Here is a 24715-nt window from a genome sequence, read left to right as displayed (position 1 = left end):
ATGCTGCGAAGCTACCTGCGACTGGCGCTGTTCGCCCTGGGCCTGCTGATCGGCGTGCAGGTGCCCGGGTTCGTCGACGACTATGCCAAGCGCGTCGAAGCCCATCGCCTGGAGGCGGAGACCGGGCTCAAGGGCTTCCGCGAGACCGCCCAGAAATTCTTCGACGGCGACCTCGCGGCGCTGGTGGCGCACTACCGCGCGAGCAACGACCCGGTGATGCGCAGCGACGCCGACAGCGTGGCCACCCTGGTCAACCGCGATGCCTTGCTGCAGCGCGAGTGGCAAGCCATGCAGGGCCCCTGGTACGCACGCACCTGGCACGTGGCGACGGGGGCCGATCACGACCTGCTGCTGGAAACCGCCAACGCCTACAGCTACCAGGTGCTGCTGGTGCCCGAGGCGATGGCCTGGGGCATCGTCTGCGCGCTGCTGCTGGCCTGGGTAGTGGAGAGCCTGCTCCTCGGCCTCGCCCTGCTGGCAGGGGGCAACGGCAAGCGCGTGCAGCAGCGGCACTGGCGCTGAACCCGCGGGTGGGCTGAAGCCCACCCGCTGGCCAGTGGGCCCCGCGTTTACGAGGGTGACGAGGTGGCGGGGAGCTTTCGGCATGCACCGTCATCCTGCGAACGCAGGTTTCACTGAACGCTTGCGGCGCTGCGCATTGGCGCAGGTCGGGTGCAACTCGACTGCTCCGGTCGCATCCCGCCCACCCTGCTGGCCAGGAGCCCCGCATTCGCCAGGGTGACGGGGGGGCGGGGCGCTTTCAGCACGCACCGTCATCCCCGCGAACGCGGGGATCCACTTGAAAGCCCAGATACAGCGCGTAGGTCGGGCCCCCTCAGGCAACGGTTCACAGCCCGAAGCGATTGGCCTCCTCGCGCAAGGTACTGGCCAGGGTGAGGAAGCCGTCGTAGAGCAGTTGGTCGTTGCTGGAGGCGTTGCTGACGCTGGCGCGGACGAACTGCGGCACCGTGGCGCGGCCCACGGCGAAGGCCTCGGCGGCGGTGATCAGGTAGTTCTTCAGCTTCAGGTCGGCTTCGATATCGGCGGCGCGCCAGGCTTCCGGCACTTCGATCCAGAAGTGCGGGCTCTGTGGATGGGTGCGGTAGTTCAGCCCGTCCAGCAGCCGTTCCACCAGTGCCTTGCGCCGGCCGATCTCGTTGATCTGCTGGCTCAGCAGCTTTTGTGCCGTGCCGTTCTCGATCCATAGCGTCGACAGCTCCAGCGCCAGCGGCGTGGCCATCCAGCAGGTGGCGCGCAGGGCGGCGGCGATGCGGCTGACCAGTGCAGTCGGCGCGTGCAGGTAGCCCACCCGCAGGCCGGCGGCCACCGCCTTGCTCAGGCTGCTGATGAGGATGGTGCGTTCCGGCGCGTAGTGGCTCAGGGGCGGCGGGCGATCCTCCACCAGCACCGCATGGGCCTCGTCCTCGATGATCAGCAGGTTGTGCTCGCGGCACAGGCGCGCGATGGCGTCGCGGCGCTGGTGCGAGAGCACGCCGGTGGTCGGGTTCTGGATGGTCGGGGTGCAGTAGAGCGCGGTCACCCGGTTGTTGCGGCAGATCTCGTCGAGGGAGCTGGGGACCAGGCCTTCCTCGTCCATGTCCGCGCCGAGCAGCTTGATGCCGAGCATCCGCGCGAGGGTGATCAGCCCCGGGTAGGTGAGCTGCTCGGTGACCAGGATGTCCCCCGCGCGCAGCAGGCCCATCAGGGTGCAGAGCAGCCCGTGCTGGCCGCCGTTGACGCACAGCACCTGGTCGGCCTGGGGCAGGAAGTCGCCGTGGGCCAGCCAGTTCGCACCCACCTGGCGGTAGCGGGGCAGGCCGGTGTCCGGCGTATAGCGGGTCAGGTCCTGCAGGGTCTGCGGGTCGTTGGCCAGGTCCAGCAGGCTCTGCGCCAGGAAGGCCGTCTCATGCCCCGGGATATGCATGTTGCGGCTCATGTCGTAGAGCTCCGGCGCCTCTTCGATGAAGTTGCGGAAGCCCTCGTCGCGCTTGCGCTCCAGCCCCCGCCGGCGGACGAAGGTGCCGTCGCCGACGCGGGCTATCACCAGGCCCATGCGTTCCAGTTCGGCGTAGGCGCGGCTGACGGTGCCGATGGTCACCCCCAGGCGGTCGGCCAGGTTGCGATGCGGCGGCAGCTTGGCGCCGCCTTCCAGGGTGCCCTCGAGAATCCTGATTTCCATGGCTCCGGCGAGGCGCTTGTATTTCGCGCCCTGGCCGGAATCCAGTGCTGATTTCAGAATTGACACCGTGTCAATAATTGGTTTGACAGCCATTTTTCGTCCTAATAGCCTGATTGAGCTGTGTCAATCAGTGATTGATACCCAGGTTTTAGAGGTCAATTTAGCAGCAAGGATGAATTGCCATCATGCCAATGTCCGCCGTAATTGAAAACACCGGAAAATCGCAAAAGCACTGGTTGGCCGGATTCATCACCAGCCTGCTGTTCCTCGTGGTCTGCCTGAGCTGGGGGACCACCTGGCTGGGCATCAAGATCGCCGTGGAGAGCGTGCCGCCCCTGACCTCCTCCGGCCTGCGCTTCCTCATCGCCTTCCCGCTGTTCATCTGCTTCGCCCTGGTCCGGGGCGACTCGATCCTCTTCCCCCGCGAGCGGCTGGGCTTCTTCGCCTTCGTCACCCTGAGCTACTTCGGCATTCCGTACTACCTGCTCAACTACGGCGAGATGCACGTCTCCTCGGGGCTGACGGCGCTGCTGTTCAGCTGCATGCCGGTGTTCATCCTGATCTTCTCGTCGCTGTTCCTGCGTGAGCGCATCTACCTGTCCCAGGTGGTGGGCATCGCCATCGGCTTCGGCAGCCTGTTCATGATCCTGCGCAGCCAGGGCCTGCGCCTGGACCACGCGGAGTTCCTCGGCGTGCTGGCGATCCTCGCCGCCGCGGTGATGCACGCACTGTGCTACGTGATCACCAAGCAGAAGGGTGAGGGCATCAGCGTCATCACCTACAACACGCTGCCCATCGGGATCGCCGGGGCGATGCTGTTCCTCGCCGGGCTGGTGGTGGAGCAGCCGGACTTCGCCCAGGTCACCACCCGCTCCTGGCTGGCGCTGACCTACCTCGGCCTGTGCGCATCGGTCGGCGGCTTCATCGTCTATTTCTTCCTGCTCAAGCGCCTGAGCCCGGTGATCCTCTCCTTCGTCTTCATCATCTTCCCGGTGTTCGCCGTGGTCATCGGCTCCTGGTACGAGGGGCAGGCCATCTCCCGCGACCTGGCGCTGTACTCGGCGATCCTGCTCGCCGGCTTCGCCATCACCAAGCTGCCCGTTGAAAAATTCCTCACGCGCAAGCCCTGACAACGAGGACCACATGGACGTGATCGATCGCGACACCCTGCAGCCCATCTACCGGCACGCCTGCGAGACCTACCCCGAGGAGTGCTGTGGCTTCGTCTTCGCCGATGGCCGGGTACACCTGGGCAGCAACATCCAGAACCTGCTCAACCAGCGCAGCCCCGAGGTGTTCCGGCGTGATGCCAGCACCGGCTTCACCTTCGCGGTGGCCGACACCCTGCTGCTCAACCGCAGCCTGCGCAGCGACAACCCGGTGCGGGTGATCTACCACTCGCACCCCGACGTAGGCGCCTACTTCAGCCGCGAGGACGAGGACAAGGCGCTGTTCATGGGCCAGCCCATCCATCCCGTCGCCCACCTGGTGGTGGATGTGCGTGCCGGCCAGGCCCATGGCGCCAAGTTGTTCGAATGGAGCGGGGAATCCTTCGTCTGCAGCCGGGAATACCCCGGCACCCCATAACGACCTGCATAAAAGGAGTTGGCTATGAATACGGTGATCTTCCCGGATGTACTGGCACGCGTCGCCAAATTGCCGGATGCCCGCCTGCAAGGGCAGGGCACCACGGTACGCGAGCTGGTCGAGGATATATGCAGCCGCCATGCGGGCCTGCGTGACCACCTGTTCTATGGAAACGACCAGTTCAAGGAGCACTTCCTGCTCAGCGCCAACGGCGAGCTGGTGGATGGCGACAGCCCGCTGGAGGCGGGCGTCGAGCTGGACATCATGCTGGCCACATCCGGCGGCCTGGACAGCGATGAGCTGAGCAACGACGAGGTGCGTCGCTACGTGCGCCACATCACCCTGCCCGACGTCGGTCGACAGGGGCAGTTGCGCCTGAAGAAATCACGGGTGCTGATCATCGGCACCGGCGGCCTGGGCTCCCCGGTGAGCCTGTACCTCGCCGCTGCCGGTATCGGCACCCTCGGGCTGGTGGACTTCGACCGTGTCGAGGCCAGCAACCTGCAGCGCCAGGTGGTGCACGGCACCAGCACCCTGGGCCTGCCCAAGGTCGAGTCGGCGCGCCGCCGCCTGCTGGACCTCAACCCCGACATCCGCATCGACGCCCATGACTGCGCCCTGACCCCCGACAACGCCCTCAAGCTGGTGGGCGACTACGACCTGGTGGTGGACGGCACCGACAACTTCGCCACCCGCTACCTGGTCAACGATGCCTGCGTGCTGCTGGGCCGGCCGCTGGTGTACGGCGCGCTGCACCGCTTCGACGGGCAGATCAGCGTGTTCAACCACAAGGAAGGCCCGTGCTACCGCTGCCTGTTTCCCAAGAGCCCGCCGGCCGAACTCGCGCCCAACTGCAGCGCGGGCGGCGTGATCGGCGTGCTGCCCGGTGTGGTCGGGCTGCTCCAGGCCACCGAGGCGGTGAAGCTGATCCTCGGCATCGGCGAGCCCCTGGTGGGCCGGCTGATGCGTTTCGACGCCCTGGCGATGAAGTTCAACGAGGTGCGCTTCAAGCGCCGTGCCGACTGCCCCTCCTGCTCGCCCGGCCGCACCTGCATGCAGCCGCTGCAGGAGGAGGTTTCGGCATGCACATCCAGCATCCCCGCATCCAGTTCGCTGCCGGCCGATTTCCGCATCACCGCGCTGGAGCTGCAGCAACTGCTCGCCCGTGGTGCCGACCTGCAACTGCTGGACGTGCGTGAAGCCAACGAGCTGGAAGTGTGCCGCCTGCCGGGCAGCCTGAACCTGCCGTTGGGCGAGCTGGACGCCCGGCTCGACGAGCTGGATCGCCAGCGCCCCCTGTGCATCGTCTGCTACGGCGGCACCCGCGCCGAGCGCGCGGCCCAGCTGCTGCTCGGCGCCGGCTTCAACGAGCTCCAGGTGCTGCAGGGCGGCATCAAGGCCTGGGCGCGGGATGTCGACACCGACATGCCGCTGTACTGAGGAGGCGCGCGATGATCCACGAATCCCTGCTCCAGGCCATCGGCGAGACCCCCGTGGTGCGCCTGGCCGCCTTCAGTGCCGAGACCGGGCTGGAGGTGTACGCCAAGCTGGAGTCGCTCAACCCCGGCGGCAGCCACAAGGCGCGCATCGCCCTGGGCATGGTCCGCGACGCCGAGGCCCGGGGCATCCTCGTGCCCGGCAGCGGCCAGACCATCATCGAGCCCAGCGGTGGCAACACCGGCATCGGCCTGGCCATCGCCGGCAACATCCTCGGCTACCGCGTGGTCCTGGTGATCCCCGACAACTACAGCCCCGAGAAACAGAAGGTGCTGCGCCTCTACGGCGCCGAGGTGGTGCTCTCCGACAGCCGCCTGGGCAACAACTCCCATGGCGAGAAAGCCATGGAGCTGCAACTGGAAAACCCCGGCTACGTGATGCTCAACCAGCAGCGCAACGCGGCCAACCCCGAGACCCACCGGCGCACTACTGCGCTGGAGATCCTCCGCGACTTCGCCGATCGCCCCCTCGATTGCCTGGTGGCGGGCATCGGCACCGGCGGCCACATCACCGGCCTGGGCGAGATGCTCAAGGCCCGCTGGCCCTCGCTGCGGGTGTTCGGCGTCGAGCCGGAGCAGTGCGACCTGCTCGCCGATCGCCATGCGCCGCACGAGATCCAGGGCCTGTCCATCGGCCTGGTGCCGAGCATCCTCAACCTCGGGGTGCTCGACGGCATGCTCAAGGTGGCCAAGGCGGATTGCCTGGAGCGTGTGCGCCGCACCATGCGCAGCGACGCGGTGAGCCTGGGGCTGTCCTCGGCCGCCAACCTGGTGGCCATCGCCAGCCTGGCCGGCGAGCTGCCGCGCGGCAGCCGGGTGTTGACCCTGATCTACGACGGTGTGGACGGCTACCTGCCGCATTTCGAATAACGAGCCTGGGGAGGGCGACAGGATGTGGGGATATCTCGACAGGTTGCGGCTCTATGACGAGCTGCTCGATCAGTTGGTGCATGCACTCAAGCCGGCGGACCTGGACCTGCTCATGCCGCATCTGGACGGCATCATGGACGAGGCCGTGCAGCAGGTGGCCGAAGACCTCCAGGCCTATGCCCGGCGCGACCCCGCCACGGCCGGTCGCATCGACCTCGTGCTCGGCTCCTACGCCTCCTTCAAGGCGGTGCTGTTCCATCGCCTGGCGCACCAGGTGTGGATGCGGGGCGCAGTGGAAGGGCGCGAGGCCATGGCGCACAAGCTGGCCAGCACCGGCAAGCTGCTCTCCGGCGCAGAGATCCACCCGGCTGCCCGCATCGGCAAGCGCTTCGTGCTCGACCACGGCTTCGGCACGGTGATCGGCGAGACCTGCGAGATCGGCGACGACTGCTACCTGCTCAGCGGCGTCACCCTCGGTGCCTCGGGCATCGCCGACAACCCGGGTGGCAAACGCCATCCCCGCCTGGGCAACCAGGTGGAGGTGGGCGCCGGGGCGCGCCTGCTCGGGCCCATCAGCATCGGCGACAACGTATTCATCAGCCCCGCGTGCGTGATCACCCGCGACGTGCCGGCCAACACCAAGGTGAGCATCGTCAACCAGTTGCAGATGCAGCGCGCGTCGATGTCGTCCAACTGCGGCTATCTCGGTGCCTTCGCCCTCAACGAGCGCGTACACCTGGTGGGCGAGCTGCCCGAGAGTGGCGAGGTGCTGGTGCTGGACGCCGAGCACCGGCGCTTCGGCTGCATGGCCCTGGAGTGCACGGTGCAGGAACGCAACCACCGCCAGTACCGGTTGCGCAGCATCGGCCTGGCCTTGCCGGCTCCGCGCTACCCGCTGCACCTGCGGATCATCGGTCCCGACCACGACATCACCCTTCTCGACCCGCCCGGGCTCAGCGCCCTGGTGCGTTCCCAGCTGCAACCCTACTTCCTGAGCATCGGAGGCTGAAATGTCCGTATTCGCCATGCACACCCGCGCCCTGTTCGACGAGGCGCCCTACCAACGCACCTTCACCGCCCGCGTTCTCGCGGTGAGTGACCAGGGCGTGGCGCTGGACCAGACGCTGTTCTACCCCACTGGCGGCGGCCAGCCGGGTGACCAGGGCCACTTCCTGCTGCCCGATGGCTCGGTGGTTGCGGTGGTCGGCACCCAGCGCGACCCCCTGTTGCGCTCGATGATCTGGCACCAGCTGGAGGAGGGCGCCGCACCGGTCGCCGCCGGTATCGAGCTGCAGGGTTGCCTGGACTGGGAGCGCCGCTACCAGCACATGAAGATGCACACTTGCCTGCACCTCCTGTGCTCGATCATCGATGCGCCGGTCACCGGTTGCAGCATCGCCGCCGACAAGGGCCGCCTGGACTTCGACCTGCCGGAGTCGACCCTGGACAAGGAGCGCCTGACCCACGCGCTGAACGAACTGATCGAAGGCGCCCTCGACGTACGCACCCACATGCTGCCGGCCAACGAGTACAACACCGTGCTGGAGATCACCCGCACCCAGGCCGTGGCACCGCCGGTGCTGCAGGGCATGGTGCGCGTGGTCGATATCCCCGGCGTGGACATCCAGCCCTGTGGCGGTACCCACGTGCGCAACACCCGCGAGATCGGCCAGGTGGTGTGCGACAAGATCGAGAAGAAGAGCCGCCACAACCGCCGCGTGACCTTGCGTTTCGCCTAGGTGGCGTTCTTTGGGTGGGCCCCCGCGTTCGCGGGGAAGGTGAGCGGTGGGGCGTGCTGGGCATGATCGTCACGCGCATCGCGAACCGGGGCGGGCTTCACCCGTTTTACGACTGCCCTGCGCTCGTGGGGCCCGTGAACCGCAACACTCCCATCCCCTCACCGTCATCCCCGCGAACGCGGGGATCCACTAGCAACAGGGGGCGGGCGGGCAGGGCGGCGGTGGCCATCACACCCACTGGTCGCTGCGCTTGCGCTTGACCCGCAGCATGGTCGGCAGGATCAGGCCCAGGAGCAGGCCGGCGCCGGCGATGCTGCCGCCATAGACCATGTAGCGCATCAGCACCTGCTTGTTCTCGTCGCCCAATTGCGCCTGCACTTCGCGCAGCTCGGAGCGGGCCTGGTTCAGTTCGCTGTCCAGTGTCGCGCGGGCGGCCTGGGCTTCGTCGATCAGCGCCTTGCGCGAGTCCATGGTCTCCTGCATGCCTTGCACGCGGGTCTTCCAGGTCTGGTCGATGCCCTCCAGCTCCGCACTCAGCTCGCTCACCTTCTGTTCCAGTTGCGGCAGGCGCTCGGCCTGGCCAGGGACCTGTTGCAGGTCGCGGGTGGGAATCCACACCGCGCTGCCGTTCTCGCCACGCACCTGGCTGTAGTCGCCCTGGGTGCCGAGCAGCTCGACTTTCTGCCCGGAGACGAGGGTGCCGACGATGCGGTAGCCGTCGGTCGGGCCGCTGCGCACGTAGGTGCTCAGGCTGTCGCTGACCCAGCGCGCATTGTCGGCCTTCTCCTCGGCCGGCGCGGGCGAGGCGAGCAACAGCAGGCCACTGAACAGGCCGGCACCGAGGGCGCGGGGGGAGAGCGAGGAAACACGGGCGAGCAGATGACGGGTCAGGGGCATGGGGCAATCTTCACATGGCAATGGAACGGAACCCGAAGTGCGGGCGTGATAAGCGCCGGCCAGGCGAGCATCGCGATCATCGAGGGTGAAGCCTGCGCTGCTTCCGCTTTCCGGGTGGCGAATGGCCACGCCATCCACCCGGCTCAAGCCGACAGCGAACTGACAGTTCGCGACCCCGCCTAGTTCACTCATGGCCCCGCAAGCGAGACGGGTGGTCGAGCGGCAAAGGGGGCATGCCGGGCACTTCGTGCAGCTGCACAGCATGGGTTTCGCAAAGCTCTACCCATCCTACGGGGCCGCATTCGTAGGATGGGTAGAGCGGAGCGAAACCCATCATTTCGTAGCACGGAGCATAGGTTGGACGGCGCTCTTTTCGTCCACCAGCGGTGTTGGCGGAGGAGCACGAAATTGGGCATTGCCACGTTGGGCCTCGCTGCGCCCGGCACCAACCTACGGCGCGGTGCAGGTAGGTCGGGTGCAATCCGATATCGTCGATGCAAGAGCCACGCGGGTTTCATCCGCCCTACGCAGTTGACCGACGTGTGGCATCCACTCGCCCCGTAGCCCGGGCTCCAGCCCGGGAAAGCAGGCCTCAGTGCAGCGCCCGGGTCACCAGGTAGGTCAGCAACTGCGGGTCATCACCCGGGTCGATGGTGCGCACCGGCTTCGGCAAGCCGTCCAGCACCGCGCTCCAGAAAGCCTGGGCGGGTTGGTCCTCGCGGTAGAAGCGCACCAGCCAGTTGTGGTCGCCCTCCATCAGCACCTGGGTCGCCAGCAGGCGGCCGATGCCCTGCCTGCGGTAGCGCTTGAGGATGAACAGGTCCGCCAGCTCCAGGGCGTCGATGCCCGGCAACTCGCTGCGCTCGATCAGCAGGAAGCCGGCGATGAAGCCATCCACCAGGATCAGGTTGGCGCTCCATTGCGGTTCCTGCCAGTAACGCGCCAGGTGCTCCTCGTGAATGTAGAAACGCCCGTCCGCCTCCACGTCTTCCTCCTCCCAATCCGAGGACTCGTAGGCGTAGAACTGATACAGGTTGCGGATCAGCTCGGCCTGCTCGGGGCCGGTCTGCAGCAGTTCGAGGGGGGCATCGCTCATGGTCATGGGTTCGTGATGGAGGAGGGCGCGGCATTGTACCCAAGGCGCCGGCTGGCGCGCTCGACTAGGGAAAGTAGTGCGCCTGCCGCGCCTGCCAGACAGGGTCGCGGGGCAGGGCATCGATGGCCTTGTCCAGCGCCGGCAGCAGCTTCTCGTACCGGGCCGGCACCAGCAGCTGGCGCTGGTAGTGGTAGAGCACCGGCTCGGCGACATGGATTCGTTCGCGCAGCCCGGGCTGCTGGCGCTCCTGGTAGTCCAGGGTGCGCATGCCCACCACCGTGGCGTCGATCCAGCCACGCAGCAGCCGCTCCAGGTTGGCCAGCTCGCTGTTGGCGTTCTGCCGCGCGACCTTGCCGCTCTTCAGCAGCGCCTGCAGCTCCGGGTAGGCGTGCCCACCGACCAGGCCCAGTTGCCTGCCTTCGAGGTCGTCGATGCCCAGCCTGCTCACCTTGCCCTCGCGGCGCGAGACCAGCAGGTTGCCGTCGTCGATGAAGGCATGGCTCCAGCGGTAGCGGGAGGCGTCGGCGAACCAGTCCGGGCTCACGCCCACCACCAGCCCGTCGAGCTGGCCCTGCTGCAGCAACAGGTCCAGCCGCCGACGCGGGATTTCCTGCACCGTGAAACGATAGTCCGGCATCTGCGCTTCGAGGCGTTCGGCCAGGTCGAAATACAGGCCCTTGCGGCGCCCGGCGTCCACCACGTAGGGCGGTTTCTGCTGGTAGCTGTAGAGCAGGATTTCCCTCTGCTCGGCCTGCAGCGTCGCGCAGCAGCAGAGCCAGAAGATGAACAGTATCGACCTCAAGCGACCCCCGTCTGACCAGGCTGGCCGGTTGCCCTACCTGATGTCTATGACCCTTGCGCAAAGCGTAGCGTTCGCCGGAAATGCGGGCATGACGCGCTTCACGAATGGCCGCGACGCACACGAAAACGGGAGCCCTGCGAGGCTCCCGTTTTCGTTTCAGCTTGCGTCCGACTCGTTACTTGTTGCCGGTCAGCGCCGCGTAGCTGGTCATCAGGTTGCGGTAGTCCGGGATGTGGTTGGAGCACAGGGCAGCCAGGCCTTCCACGTCGTTGCGCCAGTCGCGGTGCAGCTCGCAGGCCACGCCGAACCAGTTCATCAGCTGCGCACCGGCCTGGCTCATGCGGTTCCACGCCGCATCGCGGGTGATTTCATTGAAGGTGCCGGAGGCGTCGGTCACCACGAACACTTCGAAGCCTTCCTCCAGGGCAGAGAGGGCCGGGAAGGCCACGCAGACCTCGGTCACCACGCCGGCGATGATCAGCTGCTTCTTGCCGGTGGCCTTGATCGCCTTGACGAAGTCCTCGTTGTCCCAGGCGTTGATCTGGCCCGGGCGGGCGATGTAGGGCGCGTCCGGGAACAGCGCCTTCAGTTCCGGTACCAGCGGGCCGTTGGGGCCGGTTTCGAAGCTGGTGGTGAGGATGGTCGGCAGCTTGAAGAACTTGGCGAGGTCGGCCAGGGCCAGGACGTTGTTCTTGAACTTGTCCGGCTCGATGTCGCGGACCAGGGACAGCAGGCCGGCCTGGTGGTCGACCAGCAGGACGACGGCGTTGTCTTTATCGAGACGGTTGTAGGTGAAGTGGGTCATGGTGCGTTCCTCGCTTTTCGATAATGGGTGCCGGTTCGGCGCGGGTGTTCTCTGCTTCGCTGCAGTGGCTGACTGCATGGAGGAAAGATTAAATTTGGCACCCTTGATCCGCTAGACTGCGAAAATTGCCTCTAGCGTTCTATATGGAGAACGAGCGTGGAAGACCTGAACACCCTCTACTACTTCACCCAGGTGGTGGAGCACGGCGGCTTCGCCCCCGCCGGCCGCGCGCTGGACATGCCCAAGTCCAAGCTCAGCCGACGCATCGCCCAGCTCGAGGAGCGCCTCGGCGTGCGCCTCATCCACCGTACCAGCCGGCACTGCTCGCTCACCGAAATCGGCCAGGAGTACTACCAGCGCTGCGTGGCCATGCGCGTGGAGGCGGAAGGGGCGGCGGAGGTGATCGAGCGCAACCGCTGCGAGCCGCGCGGCCTGGTGCGCATCGCCTGCCCGACCACGTTGCTCAACTCCTGGGTCGGGCCGATGCTCACCCGCTACATGCTCAAGTACCCGCTGGTTGAGCTCTTCATCGAGAGCACCAACCGCCGGGTGGACCTGCTCCACGAGGGCTTCGACATCGCCCTGCGGGTGCGCTTCCCGCCGCTGGAAAACACCGACATGGTGATGAAGGTGCTCGCCGACAGCACCCAGTGCCTGGTGGGCCGGCCGGACTTCCTCACCCGGTTGCCGGCAGGCTTCGCGCCCGAGGAACTGGGCCGCCTGCCGAGCCTGCACTGGGGCGGCGCGCAGCGGGACTACCAATGGGAGCTGTTCGGCCCGGATGGGGCGCGGCTGACCATCCCGCATCGCCCGCGCATGGTCACCGACGACCTGATGGCGCTGCGCAACGGCGTGCTGGGCGGGGTCGGCATCGCCCACCTGCCACGGGTAGCGGTACGCGAGGACCTGGCCAACGGCACGCTGGTGGAAATGCTGCCGGGCTTCTCGCCCAAGTGCGGCATCGTCCACGCCATCTTCCCGTCGCGGCGCGGGCTGTTGCCCTCGGTGCGCTCGCTGATCGACTTCCTCGGCGAAGAGTTCGCCGGCAGCGACATGGCCTGAGTGGCGCAGGGGGGCGGTTGGCTGAAGCGGAGCGCCGCCCGGCCCACCCTACGGGGCGGAAGCGGGGAGGGGTGTCGGCGTCAGCCGAACTCCTCCATGCTGGCGCGCACTTCCTCCAGGGCCTCGCCCAGCAGTTGCACCAGCGGCTGGCCCGGGATGCCGTCGCGCAGCATCTCCTTCAGCGCCTGCTTGGCGCCGGCGAAATCGTCCTGGTGGTAGTAGAGGCTGCCGAAGCGGCCCTCGCGGTCGAAGAACAGGAAATAGGCGCCTTCGAGGATGTCCGCCACCCTGTACCAGCCGTAGCCGATGAAGCGCTCATTCAGCGCCGCGATCTCTTCCGCGCTGAAGTGGCGGCCCGCGTCGAACTCCGGGCGGTCCCCGCCCCAATGGGCGCGGATCACGTCGATGATCCCGGCCGAGCCGCCTTGCTCCTGCAGCCAGTCCGCCAGCTCGGCGGGGGCGGGAATCCAGAAGCAGTGGGACTCGGATTCGGTCTGGTTCTTCAGCGCGCCGAGTGTGCGGTAGAAGCCTTGCAGCTCTGCCGGCAGCGGGCCGGTGAGGGCGGCCAGCTGCTCGATATCCTCCTCCGACGCGGGGCCTTCGGTGTAGAGCTCGTCCCCTTCCCCGTTGATCTCGAGGTAGGTCTGGTTATAGGCGTCGATGCCGTCGCGGAGGGTTTCCATGCTGTCGTCCGATCTGTTGGCTAAGCCCCGTGGGGCGGATGGCGGCACCTTAGCCGAACGCCTCGAAGGCATTGTGAAACCAGTGCGCGTTTGTGCGAGCCGGTGGTCGGGCCAATCCACTCCCACCGCTCGTAGGATGGGTAGAGCGAAGCGAAACCCATGCTGCAACGGGGGATCGCTCCGCGCTCCCTGGGCGAATGAATTCGACCCTACAGGTATTACCAATCGGTGAAGGGCATCCGCCTCCAGCTCGGCTCATCGCTGAGTGCCGGGTCGTCCCGGCTGGCGAGGAAGACCGGCAGATCCTGCCGGGCGATCCAGATATCCCCCTGCCATTTCAGAATGCCGATCCGCTGATTGGCCCAGCTCATATGGGCCCTCCGGGGCGTCGCCTCGGCGTCGCGGTGGCGGTCGTACAGCGCTGGTACGACTTCCTCGCTGAGCCAGCGACTGATACAGCGGTGTTCCGGATGGGCGAAGCGATACAGCAGCCGGTACGCACCGGCCTCGCTGATGGCAATCACCTCTTCGCTGCCGCCGCTGGCATGCCGCAGCACGACGGCACGGCGCTGGTGCGGGTCCACCAGGCGTGGCATCCGGTTAGGGCGCAGCGCGCCGATGAGGCGGGCGAAATCGATCGCGACCAGCCAGGGCTGGTTGTCGATCATCACGGTGCGCAGGAAAAGGTTGTGGCGTTGGAAAACGATGGGGATGTATGCGTCGTGCATGGCGGAGCTCCTACTAGGTCGGAAGAGCTGCCCCCCACGTCGCCAAACGAGGGTGGCAGACCACGCGGGGTTGGCGAACCGGCTAGTAGGCACCGGCAGACCCGGAGGTCTCCCCGCGCGATCTGCCATAACGCAGAGCAGTGCATGACTGCATGCGTGCGGGGGCCTGCAAGAACATTCGCCGTTCTCGCAAGCACCTCGGCGCCATCGCGCCTACTAACTCTCGGGTCGCCAAACCCGGCCACGGGATTGACCGCGACGCGGGGAGGATAGGGAGGTGGGGGAGGGAGGGCAAGGGGCATGGCCAACGCCCCAGGCCGGGTATGGCGTGCCGACGGGGTGGAGAAGCCAAGCTGGTTATCGAGTTCTGCGGATACTTTTTGTTTCGCCCTCCCGGGCGAGTCCCTTTTCCAGTCGTTGAAAAGGAACCAAAAAACTCGCCCCTGCATACGGCCCGACTGCGTCGGGTTCCCTCGCTACATCGTCGCTCCAGGGGTACGCGCTGACGGGCCCTCCTTGGCCCGACAGCGCTCTCGCGACATCCATGTCGCTCAACCCCTTCCACGCCGATTCCACTCGGCCTTCTGAAGGGGCATTGTCCCCGCCCCATCACTCACGACTGGCATCAGCATTGCGTGCGCTCATGACTTGCACTCCTCTCCGATTCGGGAGAGAGGCGGGAAAAGGCCGGTTGCAAGGTCCTGAAGAGTCGGATCAGCTTGGCGCCTGACTTCTTGATTGCCACAGCCCTCGTATTTGCTCTCAGGTTGGCTGATTCAAAGATCGCCCAGGAAAGAGGACGGTAAAGCTGGCGCTTTGTCCTACTTGACGCTGACGGGTGTTACGAGCAATGTCGGCAAACTGCCACCACATGAGAGGGACCTCAGCATGCAAGAATTTCTTTCTCGCATTAATGCCCACGTTGAACACGTCAAGAAAGTTGCGCCGCATTGTTCTGGTGAAGAGACAACCAAGCAGGCGCTCATCCTACCGCTGCTTGATATTTTGGGCTTCAGTCCCTACGACCCAACCAAGGTACGGGCAGAGTTTGCCTCAGACTTCCCCGGTGTAAAGGCATCTGAACGGGTGGACTATGCGCTGTTCAGCAATGGAACTCCGGTTATGTTTATTGAGGCCAAGGCTCACTCCGAAAAGCTCAATAACCATTGTCCGCAACTGGCTCGTTATTTTAATGCGACTCCAAGTGTCACAATGGCTGTAATAACCAATGGTCAAGAGTGGCGTTTCTTCACCGATTTGGTGGAGAAAAATATAATGGATGAGAAGCCATTCCTGAAGATTGATTTGGTGGAAGGTCCAGTTCATGATTTTGCTCATCTTTACAATTTCCGGCACGATGAATTTCAGCCGGATCAACTTCGTACGCTAGCGGAAGAAAATATATACCTTCATGCCTTCAAGAAGACTATTAGTTCAAGTCTTCGCGAGGTTGATATTGATTTTGTTCGCTATGTCGCTGGGCGGTCAAATATTAATAGACAACTCAATGCTCGTTTTCTTGAATTAATCACTCCTTTGGTACGTACCGCTGTTGAACGCGCTGTCAGCGAAATGGTGGTAAGCGGGCTTTCTGCTCCGTCAGCTCCTGCACCTACTCTTCAGCAGGCTCAGAGTGAAGCTGATGTTCTAACTGCCGATAGTCGTGAAATTGTTGATCCGGAAAATCCCAATATCGTTACCACCGCCGCTGAGCGCGAGGTGTTGCGGATTGTTCAGGAGTTGCTGGGTGAAGAAGCAGAGGTCGTCGGGAAAGATAACGAGGGCTATTACTCCTGCCTTTATCAGGGTAAGACAAACCGTTGGTTGCTTCGCTATTGGGGAGATAAAAAGAGACCTTCGGTGAAGTTTATTGTTGATCTTGATCAGCAGCAGCGGGCGGAAATAAATCGGGCTGGCCTGGAAGTCGGGGCGGGGGATCAAATCCTAATCGACAAACCTGAAAATCTGAGAAGGATCAGAGGGATTCTTGCCGATAGCCTGGAGTTCTGCCGTAAGGACGAGAATTTTTCGCGTGGGCGAAAGTCCGGTGAATGATCTTCAGTCTATGTATCTGATTCGTCGGTGGTAGTTGAATGAGTCAAAATCTTTCGTGGTATCCCCCTAAGGTCGAGTGGCTTGGCAACGAATTTGGTTGCCCTCCCTTTGATGTCCTCAATCAAATGCTTTACGAATCTGTTGAGAAGAATCCTAGCAATACGGATCGCTCTCAGATTATTGGGAAGCTGATGTTGATTGGTCGGACATATTCAGCGTCCGTAGAACGGAGAAAAACCAATGGCGATCAGAAGGATGAGCGGCAAGCGTTGGTGGTAGTGATTGAGGCAGCAGATGCTATCTCGAAGTCAAAGCTTGAAGCGCTGCTCTCTGAGTTGTCATTGGATGAAAGCCTTACCCTTGAGCGCATTCCCTTTGCGGTAGAGGTTCACCTTGAACTGGCCGGTGCATTAGCCAAGGCAAATGGCCGAGAGAATAGCAGTCTAGCCTCCAAGTACTTGCATTTTCATCGTCCGCACTTCTTTCCAATAGTTGATTCCTACGTCCGGGAAGGATGGTCTTGGGTAATGGATGCGTTGGGATTGAGTTATCGCGGATGGAGGATGTTCGGAAAGGTTTCTCACTATGGCGCATGGTGCGAGAGAGTCATTCAACTTCAAGGGCATTTGGCAGATACGCAAAATGAGAAATTCTCGCTGAGACAAATTGATAACTATCTACTGTCGATAATGTCTCTGGATGGTAAGGGCGGGTGGGGATTGCCTAAGCTGCCTGGCTAGTTAAAGTTTTAAGTAACGAGAAAGGGCCCTCCGGGCCCTTTCTTAAATCGCATTCCCTCCTCCAGCCCCTTCAGCCTGCTGGGCCGCGAGCACGAGCTGATTGGCGACCTCACCCTGTCGCGCTACCGCGAGCACACCCCGAGCTACGGCGGCTGGCGCTACGACTACTCCAGCTCCCCGGATGGCGCCATCCCCAACCTCTTAAACTACAGCGGCAATAACCCCAAGCCGGTACGCCGGCTACCTCATCGGCCGCTTCCACGTCACCGACGACCTCAGCCTGATCCTCGGCGGGCGCCTGGTGGACTGGAAACGCGACACCGAAGACCGCCCCTACGCGGGCACTGCCAGTGACACCCGCTCGCGGGAGACCGGCGTGTTCATCCCCTACATCGGCGTGGTCTACAACCTCGATGAGCAATGGGCCGCTTACGCCAGCTACACCAGCATCTTCAACCCGCAGGAGTCCTGGGTCCGCGACGGACAGAACAAACCGCTCGACTCCATGGAAGGCGAAGGCTTCGAAGTCGGCCTCAAGGGCAGCCACCTCGGCGGCCAGCTCAACAGCAGCGTCGCGCTATTCGAAATGCACCGGGACAACCTCGCCATCTAGCAGGCGTAATACCCGGGCAGCAACGTCTACCGCGCCGAGCAGGACACCACCGCGCGCGGCCTGGAATTGATCCTGGACGGCCAGCTCGCCGAAGGCTGGCAAGCCTCGGCCGGCTACGTCGTCACCACCAACGCCGACGACCAGCACATCAACACCGCGCTGCCCCGTCACAGCCTCAAGACCTTCACCAGCTACCGCCTCGACGGCGCCCTCAACCCGCTCACGCTGGGCGGCGGGGTCAACTGGCAAAACAAGGTGGGCAGCGACCTGCGCAGCTTCGACCAGGGCAGTTACGCCCTGGTCAACCTCATGACCCGCTACGCGCTCACCCCGCAGATGGACGTCTCGCTCAACCTCAGCAACGCCCTGGATCGCGAGTACTACAGCTACGCCGGCTACTACAGCAACTACGGCGCACCGCGGAACCTGATGATGGCGGTGGACTACCGCTTCTAACGGCAAGCCCCCTCCCGGAGCGGGGAGGGGGCGGCACCGGCTTTGCCAAATGAGGGGGGCAGATACCCAATTCCTCAACGGTCGAGCGTCGTGATGCTTTCTATTGTTTGAAGCAGGAACATGATGTCTTCTGGCGGAGAAGTAATCATCCAGGCATCTATGGTCTGGGTTAGTTGCACGGGCTGCCCCACATGGTTCTGCATTTGAAGTGCAATTGCCGCGGTTACATCACGTCGTTCTGCGTCGCAAACAGAAAGCCCACAGCGACCACTGCCATGGGCTACCAACACTGTCCATGAGCCGGCTTGCCACCATTCGCGCTTGCCCAGCAAACTGCCTGGCAGCTCTTTGATCAATGTAATCATTCACTGAGTCCAATGACGTTCGGGGGCATCAATGTTGGCTTTCCGATGTCCCGGAGCATTTATTCCTGGAGCTCATAGAGACGCAAGGACCAAGGCTCTGCAATCACCAGGTACCGCCCTTCGTCCTCCAATGTCGCCACGAACCAGTCCCCGGAACGCGTCGGAAACACGATGTCATGCGTCCCACTCGGTGCTCTGACGGTTACGGTCGTTTCGTTCTGGGAGGGCATGAAGTCATAGCTGACCTCATGGGTGCCATTTGCCAGGTGAGGGCGTTTGTCGGTTACACCGTAGAAGTCTTCGTGGTGGTCATCTTCGAACGCGTAGGGGTCGTCATCGGTGTCTTGCGCAGAGGGAGGTTCGCCGAGAGTCACCCGGATAACTTCGTCGTAATTCACGATGTGGAATACCCCATCGACGATCCGGGTGAAACCGCGAATCCGCTCGAAGGAGATTGGAAGTTTTATTTCGCGCATCCTTGGCCTCAAAACTCAACGGATCGCTTTCGACCCATTTCCTCGTCAATTTGACAGGAACTTCATCCTGTCCTCCAGCCCCTCAATGCAAGCCGGTGCCTCCGGTCCTCGATCGTAGCCCGGGCTTCAGCCCGGGGCAGGTTGTAGCTTGCTGAAGCGCTCTGATACTGCCGAAACTACGCAACCAACCCAAATGAAGGCTTACCAGGCGAGCAAAAGCCCCAGAATCTGCCGCGCCTCAATGGCGATTCATAGTTCAAGGAAGGATAAAAAATGACCACGGATGACTTTATTACCATGTACCGCCCCTGCGGCGAGAAGGAGCTTGCCCTGGTTGCCGCCAGCGGGTTCAAGCGCTGGCCGCCCAGGCTGCCGGGGCAGCCGATCTTCTACCCGGTGACCAACGAGGCCTACGCCATCGAGATCAACAAGTGGAACGTCACGGACTTCAAGAAGGGTTACGTGACCCGCTTCAGGGTGCGGCGCGAGTTCGTCGAGAAGTATCGGATCGAGCAGGTCGGCGGCAGCCGCCATACCGAATGGTGGATCCCGGCCGAGGACCTCGAGGCCCTCAACGACAATATCGTCGGCGAGATCGAGGTGATCTACGAGGAAGGGCCGAACCCAAAATAAGCGGCCCCGAAGGGCTGCCGGGAGCTGAGCATCCAGGAAATGAAACGGGCCCTTCCGGGCCCGTTTTTCTTGTCACTTCGACAGGAACTTCATCCCGTCTTCCAGCCCGCTCAATGTCAGCGGGTACATCTGGTCCTCGATCAGCTCGCGCACGATATTGGTCGAGGCGGTGTAGTTCCAGGTGTCCTTGGGGTAGGGGTTGATCCAGATGAGCTTCTTGTACTTCTCCATGAAGCGCTTGATCCAGACGTAGCCCGGCTCTTCGTTCCAGTGTTCGACGCTGCCGCCGGCCTGGGTGATTTCGTAGGGGGCCATGGCGGCGTCGCCGACGAACACCACTTTGTAGTCCGCGCCGTACTTGTGCAGCAGGTCCAGGGTGGAGGTGCGTTCGGAGGTGCGGCGCAGGTTGTTCTTCCACACCGATTCGTACACGCAGTTGTGGAAGTAGAAGTACTCCAGGTGCTTGAACTCGGTCTTGCAGGCGGAGAAGAGTTCTTCGCAGACCTTCACGTGGGCGTCCATGGAGCCGCCGATATCCAGCAGCAGCAGGAGCTTCACGCTGTTGCGGCGCTCGGGGCGCATCTGGATGTTGAGCAGGCCGGCGTCGCGGGCGGTGTGGTCGATGGTGCCGTCCAGGTCGAGTTCGTCCTGGGCGCCCTGGCGGGCGAACTTGCGCAGGCGGCGCAGGGCGACCTTGATGTTGCGGGTGCCCAGTTCCACCTGGTCGTCGAGGTTCTTGTACTCGCGCTGGTCCCACACCTTGGCGGCCTTGCCCTGGCGCTTGCCGGCGTCGCCGACGCGGATGCCCTCGGGGTTGAAGCCGCCGGAGCCGAAGGGGCTGGTGCCGCCGGTGCCGATCCACTTGTTGCCGCCGGCGTGGCGTTCCTTCTGTTCTTCCAGGCGCTTCTTGAATTCTTCGATGAGCTTGTCCAGGCCGCCGAGGGACTGGATCTGCGCGCGCTCCTCGTCGGTCAGCATGCGCTCGAATTCCTTGCGCAGCCATTCCTCGGGGATCAGCGCCTCGATGTGCTGGTTGAGGTTTTCCAGGCCCTTGAAGTAGGCGCCGAAGGCCCGGTCGAACTTGTCGAAATGGCGTTCGTCCTTGACCAGGATGGTGCGCGACAGGAAGTAGAACTCGTCCATGTCGGCGAACACCACGTTGTGCTTCAGCGCGTTGATCAGGTCCAGCAGCTCGCGGACGGAGACCGGCACCTTGGCCGCGCGCATTTCGTTGAACAGGTTGAGCAGCATGGCTGCGCCCTCTTGCTGGTTGGCCTCAGGAACGGGGTTCCCGGGGCAGGCCGTCGGCTATGGCGTACCAGTCGGCCTTGGATTCGGGGTAGATGTGTTTCTGCGGGATCTCGCCCAGGGGCGAGTCCAGCGTGCCCAGGGCGATCGACACCCAGTTGGGGTGGGCCTTGTCGCTGTACCACTGCAGGGTGGCGCCGCACTGCCGGCAGAAGCTGCGGGTGACGCCGGGGCTGGAGTGATAGCGGGTCACCCGATCTTCGCCTGCGGTCCAGCGGAAGCTGCTCCAGCGCACGTTGCCGTAGCTGGCGAACGCGGCGCCATGGCCCTTGCGGCACTGGCTGCAATGGCAATGGGTGGCGGATTCGATGGGCGCGTCGATCTGGTACTTCACCGCGCCGCACAGGCAGCTGCCGTTATGCATTGTCGCTGGCCTCTCCGTTGAGCTGGCGTTGGACTTCCAGGGCCCAGGCACCGTCGCTGACACCCGTCCCGCGGTTATGGCGGGAGGTCGAGGTCTGCTCTGTCACGTCATGCCAAAGGTTGCGGCCTTTGGCATCCAGCTTGGAGTAGTCCTCGTTGGTATCGAGGTCGAACTCAATGAACCGGCAGTCTTGGGTCAGCAGCAGGCCGCTGACTGAATGACCGCCGTATTGCTCTATATGCAGGTCGACCATGATGGTGCGGCTCCAGTCGATCCCCAGTGCCTGCGGGTGGTGCAGGAGCACGCGAGGCAATTCGTCTGGCTGGTTGCGGTAGTACTCGGCGGTCAGTCGCAGGCCTTCACGCCGGAGCAGGGACTGCTCCTGAACGTTCTTCTGGCGCTTGCGTCTGATCCGCTCGATGTCCATCGCAGCCTCAGCGGCTGGCGCGACGGCTCATGAACGCCAGGCGTTCCAGCAGCTGCACGTCCTGCTCGTTCTTCACCAGGGCGCCGGCCAGGGGCGGGATGGCCTTGGTGGGGTCGCGCTCGCGCAGCACGGCTTCGCCGATGTTGTCGGCCATCAGCAGCTTCAGCCAGTCGACCAGCTCGCTGGTGGAGGGCTTCTTCTTCAGGCCCGGCACCTTGCGCACGTCGAAGAACACGTCCAGCGCCTCGGCGACCAGGTCCTTCTTGATGTTGGGGTAGTGCACATCGACGATCTTCTGCAGGGTCTCGCGATCCGGGAAGGCGATGTAGTGGAAGAAGCAGCGGCGCAGGAAGGCGTCCGGCAGTTCCTTCTCGTTGTTGGAGGTGATGATGATGATCGGGCGCTGCTTGGCCTTGATCGTCTCGTTGGTCTCGTAGACGTAGAACTCCATCTTGTCGAGTTCCTGCAACAGGTCGTTGGGGAATTCGATGTCGGCCTTGTCGATCTCGTCGATCAGCAGGATCACGCGCTCTTCGGACTCGAACGCCTCCCACAGCTTGCCTTTCTTGATGTAGTTGCGAACGTCGTGGACCTTCTCGGAGTTCAGCTGCGAGTCGCGCAGGCGGCTGACCGCGTCGTACTCGTACAGGCCCTGGTGCGCCTTGGTGGTGGATTTGATGTGCCAGGTGATCAGGCGGGCACCGAAGGACTCGGCCAGTTGCTCGGCGAGCATGGTCTTGCCGGTGCCCGGCTCGCCCTTGACCAGCAGTGGGCGTTGCAGGGTGATGGCGGCGTTGACCGCAAGCTTGAGGTCGTCGGTGGCGACGTAGGACTGGGTGCCTTCGAACTTCATCAGGGAATCCTCGAACGGTAACGCCCGGCTCGGCCGGGGCCTTCAGTATTTACGGAAAGGCCGACTATAACGCGCGGCCCGGCGCACTGTGAACGCAGACGGGGCATTCAGTCACTGAATGGGCGGTCACTCTCCTTCCAGCCTAGACACTCCCGGCCCGGCGCGTACCCCGACCTGCGATGGGCGGTGGCTCAAGCACGGGCCTGGCAGGCGGGCGGCTGTCACCTTCGGCAACAGCCATGCGCCCCCTGGGAGGGGCGCCGGGGCTCGCCCGGCTGTCGCCCTCAGTCGTTCTTCTCCGGCGGCGGGCGTTCGAAGCGGGTGGTGAAGGCTTCGATGAAGGCGTTGCGCAGGATCGACAGGAAGGCCTGGAAGGCGCTGATGTCCTGGCGATGCACGTTGCCGCTGAGTTCCACGCGGGTGGCGAACTGGTCGCGCTGCTGGTTCTTCAGCACCGTCTCGCCGCCGCCGACCAGGGCCTCCCACAGGGAGCGGAGGAAGCCCTTGTCGTCGTTCTCCACGTCCTGCTCCCAGTCGAACACGTCGACGTTGCGCAGCAGCGGCTTGATGTAGCCGCTGAGCAGGGCGTTATCGGCACGGGCCTCGATCACCAGGTCGCCGCTGCCGGCCTTGAAGTCGAAGCGGCCGTAGGCGCGGGAGAAGTCGTTGAGCCGGGGCAGGTCGACGTCGCGGGCGCGTAGGCGCAGCTCGAAGTCCTCGAAGTTCTTGAACGGGTCGAAGCGCGCCTCCACCTCCAGCGGCGCGTGGCCGAGCAGCTGCGCGCGGCCCTCGAAGCGCGCCACGCGCTCGCCGCTGTCGTCGGCGACGTTGGTCAGGTTGTAGAGGCTGGCGTTCACCTCGCTGGCATCGATGTCCACCTTGGGCGTCGAGCTGAAGTTGTGGAAGGCGATGCGGCCGTTCACCACGCGCACCTCGTCGAGGGTGATGGGCAGCAGCTTGTTCAACTGGTCGCGCCAGTCGGTGCCGGCACCGGTCTGGGAGTCCTGCCTGTTCTTGCCGCCGTCGACGAAGTTCACCTCCGGCGCCTCGAAGATCACCCGCGCCACCACGCTGTGGTCGTACCAGAGCGAGTGCCAGCTCACCGCCAGGTCGATGCCCGGGGCGTCCAGCAGCGGCACCGGGATCGCGCCGTCGGCCTTGACGATGGACAGGCCGTTGATGCGATAGGCGCCGCGCCACCAGGCCAGGTCGACATCGGCGATATGGCCGCGGTACTCGCCCATGTCGGCGAGCTTGCCGTTGAGGTAGTCACGGATCAGCCAGGGCAGCGCGAAGTGCGCCACCACCAGCAGCAGGACGAGGGTGAGGAGCGCCCCGAGGGGCAGGCTGTAGCGTCTTTTCATGGGGGCATCCGCCGGGGGCGATTCTCTTTCATGGACTGCCGCCCACTGCAATGAGTTCGGCTGGACTGCACTGGCGCGCGGGCATAGGCTGGTCGCCTTCCAACCGCCCGCCACCTCTAAGGACAGGACGATGACCCGTATCTACGCAGACAACTCCAAGGCCATCGGCAACACCCCGCTGGTGATGATCAACCGGCTCGGCCCGAAGGGCGTGACCATCCTCGCCAAGGTCGAGGGGCGCAACCCGGCCTATTCGGTGAAGTGCCGCATCGGCGCGAACATGATCTGGGACGCCGAGGAGCATGGGCGCCTGCGCCCCGGCATGACCCTGGTGGAGCCCACCTCCGGCAACACCGGCATCGGCCTGGCCTTCGTCGCCGCCGCCCGTGGCTACAAGCTGATCCTCACCATGCCGTCCTCCATGAGCCTGGAGCGTCGCAAGGTGCTCAAGGCGCTCGGCGCCGAGCTGGTGCTCACCGAGCCGGCCAAGGGCATGAAAGGGGCCATCGAGAAGGCCGCCGAGATCGCCGCCGGCAACCCCGAGCAGTACCTGCTGCTGCAACAGTTCGAGAACCCGGCCAACCCGGCCATCCACGAGAAGACCACCGGCCCGGAAATCTGGAACGACACCGACGGCGCGGTAGACGTGCTGGTGGCGGGCGTCGGCACCGGCGGCACCATCACCGGCGTGTCGCGCTACATCAAGCAGCAGTGCAACAAGCCGATCCTCTCGGTGGCGGTCGAGCCGGTCACCTCGCCGGTGATCAGCCAGACCCTGGCCGGCGAGGAGGTCAAGCCCAGCCCGCACAAGATCCAGGGCATCGGCGCGGGCTTCGTGCCGAAGAACCTCGACCTGTCCATCGTCGACCGCGTCGAGCAGATCACCGACGACGAATCCAAGGCGATGGCCCTGCGCCTGATGCGCGAGGAAGGCATCCTCTGCGGCATCTCCGGCGGCGCCGCCATGGCTGTCGCCGTGCGCCTGGCCGAGAAGCCGGAGATGCAGGGCAAGACCCTCGTCGTCATCCTCCCCGACTCCGGCGAGCGCTACCTCTCCACCATGCTCTTCGACGGCCTGTTCACCGAGCAGGAACTGCAGCAGTAAGGCCTGCCAGCA

At 64.1% G+C, this 24715-nt stretch carries 24 protein-coding genes and 2 pseudogenes; 12 read left to right on the top strand and 14 right to left on the bottom strand.

Annotation, left to right across the window (positions count from 1 at the left end; translation table 11 throughout):
* Complete coding sequence (locus tag ACYJSS_RS24900; protein ID WP_236205722.1) at nucleotides 1-522, top strand: DUF2937 family protein; 522 nt, start codon at nucleotides 1-3, stop codon at nucleotides 520-522.
* A gap of 325 nt (nucleotides 523-847) precedes the next feature.
* Here the strand turns inward: ACYJSS_RS24900 and ACYJSS_RS24895 are convergent, their stop codons facing one another.
* Nucleotides 848-2272 carry an aminotransferase-like domain-containing protein gene (locus ACYJSS_RS24895; RefSeq protein WP_111262096.1) on the bottom strand — a complete coding sequence of 475 codons (1425 nt, stop codon included), beginning with the start codon at nucleotides 2270-2272 and terminating at the stop codon, nucleotides 848-850.
* A 98-nt stretch (nucleotides 2273-2370) separates the two neighbouring features.
* On the opposite strand from ACYJSS_RS24895, the gene ACYJSS_RS24890 reads away from it, so the two are divergent.
* From ACYJSS_RS24890 to ACYJSS_RS24870, 5 genes and pseudogenes are all read left to right on the top strand, one after another.
* Nucleotides 2371-3309: a DMT family transporter gene (locus tag ACYJSS_RS24890; protein ID WP_111262097.1), complete on the top strand. Its 939-nt coding sequence runs from the start codon at nucleotides 2371-2373 to the stop codon at nucleotides 3307-3309.
* Nucleotides 3310-3322: 13 nt separating this feature from the next.
* Nucleotides 3323-5206: pseudogene (gene moeB, locus ACYJSS_RS24885) on the top strand (molybdopterin-synthase adenylyltransferase MoeB).
* 11 nt (nucleotides 5207-5217) lie between these two features.
* The gene (locus tag ACYJSS_RS24880; protein WP_111262098.1) at nucleotides 5218-6132 is read left to right on the top strand and encodes a PLP-dependent cysteine synthase family protein; all 915 of its coding nucleotides are present in this window, start codon (nucleotides 5218-5220) and stop codon (nucleotides 6130-6132) included.
* Nucleotides 6133-6154: 22 nt separating this feature from the next.
* Nucleotides 6155-7141, top strand: coding sequence for a serine O-acetyltransferase (locus tag ACYJSS_RS24875; RefSeq protein ID WP_111262099.1), 987 nt, complete (start codon nucleotides 6155-6157; stop codon nucleotides 7139-7141).
* A 1-nt stretch (nucleotide 7142) separates the two neighbouring features.
* Nucleotides 7143-7871, top strand: coding sequence for an alanyl-tRNA editing protein (locus ACYJSS_RS24870; protein ID WP_236205723.1), 729 nt, complete (start codon nucleotides 7143-7145; stop codon nucleotides 7869-7871).
* A 228-nt stretch (nucleotides 7872-8099) separates the two neighbouring features.
* Here the strand turns inward: ACYJSS_RS24870 and ACYJSS_RS24865 are convergent, their stop codons facing one another.
* The 4 genes from ACYJSS_RS24865 to ycaC all read right to left on the bottom strand — a co-directional run bounded on the left by ACYJSS_RS24865 (nucleotide 8100) and on the right by ycaC (nucleotide 11471).
* Nucleotides 8100-8768: a TIGR04211 family SH3 domain-containing protein gene (locus ACYJSS_RS24865; RefSeq protein ID WP_111262101.1), complete on the bottom strand. Its 669-nt coding sequence runs from the start codon at nucleotides 8766-8768 to the stop codon at nucleotides 8100-8102.
* A 592-nt stretch (nucleotides 8769-9360) separates the two neighbouring features.
* Nucleotides 9361-9864 carry a GNAT family N-acetyltransferase gene (locus ACYJSS_RS24860; protein ID WP_236205724.1) on the bottom strand — a complete coding sequence of 168 codons (504 nt, stop codon included), beginning with the start codon at nucleotides 9862-9864 and terminating at the stop codon, nucleotides 9361-9363.
* A gap of 64 nt (nucleotides 9865-9928) precedes the next feature.
* Nucleotides 9929-10666, bottom strand: coding sequence for a substrate-binding periplasmic protein (locus tag ACYJSS_RS24855; RefSeq protein ID WP_236205725.1), 738 nt, complete (start codon nucleotides 10664-10666; stop codon nucleotides 9929-9931).
* 175 nt (nucleotides 10667-10841) lie between these two features.
* Nucleotides 10842-11471, bottom strand: a complete 630-nt coding sequence (gene ycaC, locus ACYJSS_RS24850) for an isochorismate family cysteine hydrolase YcaC (protein WP_175384284.1) — start codon at nucleotides 11469-11471, stop codon at nucleotides 10842-10844.
* 156 nt (nucleotides 11472-11627) lie between these two features.
* On the opposite strand from ycaC, the gene ACYJSS_RS24845 reads away from it, so the two are divergent.
* On the top strand, nucleotides 11628-12533 hold the full coding sequence (locus tag ACYJSS_RS24845; protein ID WP_111262104.1) for a LysR substrate-binding domain-containing protein: 906 nt from the start codon (nucleotides 11628-11630) through the stop codon (nucleotides 12531-12533).
* An 80-nt stretch (nucleotides 12534-12613) separates the two neighbouring features.
* Here ACYJSS_RS24845 and ACYJSS_RS24840 read toward each other — a convergent pair whose 3' ends face one another.
* Nucleotides 12614-13216, bottom strand: a complete 603-nt coding sequence (locus ACYJSS_RS24840) for a hypothetical protein (protein WP_236206670.1) — start codon at nucleotides 13214-13216, stop codon at nucleotides 12614-12616.
* A 218-nt stretch (nucleotides 13217-13434) separates the two neighbouring features.
* Entirely contained in the window at nucleotides 13435-13944 is a 510-nt protein-coding gene (locus ACYJSS_RS24835; RefSeq protein ID WP_236206669.1) for a BRO-N domain-containing protein, read from the bottom strand.
* A gap of 888 nt (nucleotides 13945-14832) precedes the next feature.
* Between ACYJSS_RS24835 and ACYJSS_RS24830 the strand changes: the two genes are divergently transcribed.
* The 3 genes and pseudogenes from ACYJSS_RS24830 (at nucleotide 14833) to ACYJSS_RS24820 (ending at nucleotide 17808) form a co-directional block, all read left to right on the top strand.
* Nucleotides 14833-15999, top strand: coding sequence for a type I restriction endonuclease (locus ACYJSS_RS24830; RefSeq protein ID WP_111263546.1), 1167 nt, complete (start codon nucleotides 14833-14835; stop codon nucleotides 15997-15999).
* A 38-nt stretch (nucleotides 16000-16037) separates the two neighbouring features.
* A complete protein-coding gene (locus tag ACYJSS_RS24825; protein WP_236206349.1) occupies nucleotides 16038-16739 on the top strand; it encodes a hypothetical protein in 702 nt (233 codons plus the stop codon).
* A 217-nt stretch (nucleotides 16740-16956) separates the two neighbouring features.
* A pseudogene (locus ACYJSS_RS24820) lies at nucleotides 16957-17808 on the top strand (TonB-dependent siderophore receptor).
* A 74-nt stretch (nucleotides 17809-17882) separates the two neighbouring features.
* Here the strand turns inward: ACYJSS_RS24820 and ACYJSS_RS24815 are convergent.
* Both ACYJSS_RS24815 and ACYJSS_RS24810 read right to left on the bottom strand, forming a co-directional pair.
* A complete protein-coding gene (locus tag ACYJSS_RS24815; protein ID WP_146603057.1) occupies nucleotides 17883-18173 on the bottom strand; it encodes a hypothetical protein in 291 nt (96 codons plus the stop codon).
* Between the two features lie 59 nt (nucleotides 18174-18232).
* On the bottom strand, nucleotides 18233-18649 hold the full coding sequence (locus tag ACYJSS_RS24810; RefSeq protein WP_236206350.1) for a hypothetical protein: 417 nt from the start codon (nucleotides 18647-18649) through the stop codon (nucleotides 18233-18235).
* Between the two features lie 273 nt (nucleotides 18650-18922).
* On the opposite strand from ACYJSS_RS24810, the gene ACYJSS_RS24805 reads away from it, so the two are divergent.
* Complete coding sequence (locus tag ACYJSS_RS24805; RefSeq protein WP_111263516.1) at nucleotides 18923-19282, top strand: hypothetical protein; 360 nt, start codon at nucleotides 18923-18925, stop codon at nucleotides 19280-19282.
* A 72-nt stretch (nucleotides 19283-19354) separates the two neighbouring features.
* On the opposite strand, the gene ACYJSS_RS24800 is transcribed toward ACYJSS_RS24805, so the two are convergent.
* The 5 genes from ACYJSS_RS24800 to ACYJSS_RS24780 all read right to left on the bottom strand — a co-directional run bounded on the left by ACYJSS_RS24800 (nucleotide 19355) and on the right by ACYJSS_RS24780 (nucleotide 23598).
* The gene (locus ACYJSS_RS24800; RefSeq protein WP_111263517.1) at nucleotides 19355-20533 is read right to left on the bottom strand and encodes a vWA domain-containing protein; all 1179 of its coding nucleotides are present in this window, start codon (nucleotides 20531-20533) and stop codon (nucleotides 19355-19357) included.
* A gap of 25 nt (nucleotides 20534-20558) precedes the next feature.
* The gene (locus ACYJSS_RS24795) at nucleotides 20559-20954 is read right to left on the bottom strand and encodes a GFA family protein (protein WP_111263518.1); all 396 of its coding nucleotides are present in this window, start codon (nucleotides 20952-20954) and stop codon (nucleotides 20559-20561) included.
* Complete coding sequence (locus ACYJSS_RS24790; protein ID WP_111263519.1) at nucleotides 20947-21381, bottom strand: hypothetical protein; 435 nt, start codon at nucleotides 21379-21381, stop codon at nucleotides 20947-20949. Before ACYJSS_RS24790 ends, ACYJSS_RS24795 begins: the two co-directional genes overlap by 8 nt.
* A gap of 7 nt (nucleotides 21382-21388) precedes the next feature.
* A complete protein-coding gene (locus ACYJSS_RS24785) occupies nucleotides 21389-22234 on the bottom strand; it encodes an AAA family ATPase (RefSeq protein ID WP_173178893.1) in 846 nt (281 codons plus the stop codon).
* A gap of 284 nt (nucleotides 22235-22518) precedes the next feature.
* Nucleotides 22519-23598 carry a DUF748 domain-containing protein gene (locus tag ACYJSS_RS24780; protein WP_236206351.1) on the bottom strand — a complete coding sequence of 360 codons (1080 nt, stop codon included), beginning with the start codon at nucleotides 23596-23598 and terminating at the stop codon, nucleotides 22519-22521.
* Between the two features lie 130 nt (nucleotides 23599-23728).
* Here ACYJSS_RS24780 and cysK point away from each other — a divergent pair, with 130 nt between their 5' ends.
* Entirely contained in the window at nucleotides 23729-24703 is a 975-nt protein-coding gene (gene cysK / locus ACYJSS_RS24775; protein ID WP_111263522.1) for a cysteine synthase A, read from the top strand.
* The last annotated feature ends 12 nt before the right edge of the window (nucleotides 24704-24715 follow it).

This window comes from Pseudomonas sp. No.21, from assembly GCF_054558415.1.
This window is presented reverse-complemented; position numbering and strand designations above follow the sequence as displayed.

What these genes read in the sequence shown, in the direction of transcription:
- ACYJSS_RS24900 (WP_236205722.1), top strand. Translation starts at nt 1, where the DNA reads ATGCTGCGAAGCTACCTGCGACTGGCGCTGTTCGCCCTGGGCCTGCTG.
- ACYJSS_RS24895 (WP_111262096.1), bottom strand. Translation starts at nt 2,272, where the DNA reads ATGGCTGTCAAACCAATTATTGACACGGTGTCAATTCTGAAATCAGCA.
- ACYJSS_RS24890 (WP_111262097.1), top strand. Translation starts at nt 2,371, where the DNA reads ATGTCCGCCGTAATTGAAAACACCGGAAAATCGCAAAAGCACTGGTTG.
- ACYJSS_RS24880 (WP_111262098.1), top strand. Translation starts at nt 5,218, where the DNA reads ATGATCCACGAATCCCTGCTCCAGGCCATCGGCGAGACCCCCGTGGTG.
- ACYJSS_RS24875 (WP_111262099.1), top strand. Translation starts at nt 6,155, where the DNA reads ATGTGGGGATATCTCGACAGGTTGCGGCTCTATGACGAGCTGCTCGAT.
- ACYJSS_RS24870 (WP_236205723.1), top strand. Translation starts at nt 7,143, where the DNA reads ATGTCCGTATTCGCCATGCACACCCGCGCCCTGTTCGACGAGGCGCCC.
- ACYJSS_RS24865 (WP_111262101.1), bottom strand. Translation starts at nt 8,768, where the DNA reads ATGCCCCTGACCCGTCATCTGCTCGCCCGTGTTTCCTCGCTCTCCCCC.
- ACYJSS_RS24860 (WP_236205724.1), bottom strand. Translation starts at nt 9,864, where the DNA reads ATGAGCGATGCCCCCCTCGAACTGCTGCAGACCGGCCCCGAGCAGGCC.
- ycaC (WP_175384284.1), bottom strand. Translation starts at nt 11,471, where the DNA reads ATGACCCACTTCACCTACAACCGTCTCGATAAAGACAACGCCGTCGTC.
- ACYJSS_RS24840 (WP_236206670.1), bottom strand. Translation starts at nt 13,216, where the DNA reads ATGGAAACCCTCCGCGACGGCATCGACGCCTATAACCAGACCTACCTC.
- ACYJSS_RS24835 (WP_236206669.1), bottom strand. Translation starts at nt 13,944, where the DNA reads ATGCACGACGCATACATCCCCATCGTTTTCCAACGCCACAACCTTTTC.
- ACYJSS_RS24830 (WP_111263546.1), top strand. Translation starts at nt 14,833, where the DNA reads ATGCAAGAATTTCTTTCTCGCATTAATGCCCACGTTGAACACGTCAAG.
- ACYJSS_RS24825 (WP_236206349.1), top strand. Translation starts at nt 16,038, where the DNA reads ATGAGTCAAAATCTTTCGTGGTATCCCCCTAAGGTCGAGTGGCTTGGC.
- ACYJSS_RS24815 (WP_146603057.1), bottom strand. Translation starts at nt 18,173, where the DNA reads ATGATTACATTGATCAAAGAGCTGCCAGGCAGTTTGCTGGGCAAGCGC.
- ACYJSS_RS24810 (WP_236206350.1), bottom strand. Translation starts at nt 18,649, where the DNA reads ATGCGCGAAATAAAACTTCCAATCTCCTTCGAGCGGATTCGCGGTTTC.
- ACYJSS_RS24805 (WP_111263516.1), top strand. Translation starts at nt 18,923, where the DNA reads ATGACCACGGATGACTTTATTACCATGTACCGCCCCTGCGGCGAGAAG.
- ACYJSS_RS24800 (WP_111263517.1), bottom strand. Translation starts at nt 20,533, where the DNA reads ATGCTGCTCAACCTGTTCAACGAAATGCGCGCGGCCAAGGTGCCGGTC.
- ACYJSS_RS24795 (WP_111263518.1), bottom strand. Translation starts at nt 20,954, where the DNA reads ATGCATAACGGCAGCTGCCTGTGCGGCGCGGTGAAGTACCAGATCGAC.
- ACYJSS_RS24790 (WP_111263519.1), bottom strand. Translation starts at nt 21,381, where the DNA reads ATGGACATCGAGCGGATCAGACGCAAGCGCCAGAAGAACGTTCAGGAG.
- ACYJSS_RS24785 (WP_173178893.1), bottom strand. Translation starts at nt 22,234, where the DNA reads ATGAAGTTCGAAGGCACCCAGTCCTACGTCGCCACCGACGACCTCAAG.
- ACYJSS_RS24780 (WP_236206351.1), bottom strand. Translation starts at nt 23,598, where the DNA reads ATGAAAAGACGCTACAGCCTGCCCCTCGGGGCGCTCCTCACCCTCGTC.
- cysK (WP_111263522.1), top strand. Translation starts at nt 23,729, where the DNA reads ATGACCCGTATCTACGCAGACAACTCCAAGGCCATCGGCAACACCCCG.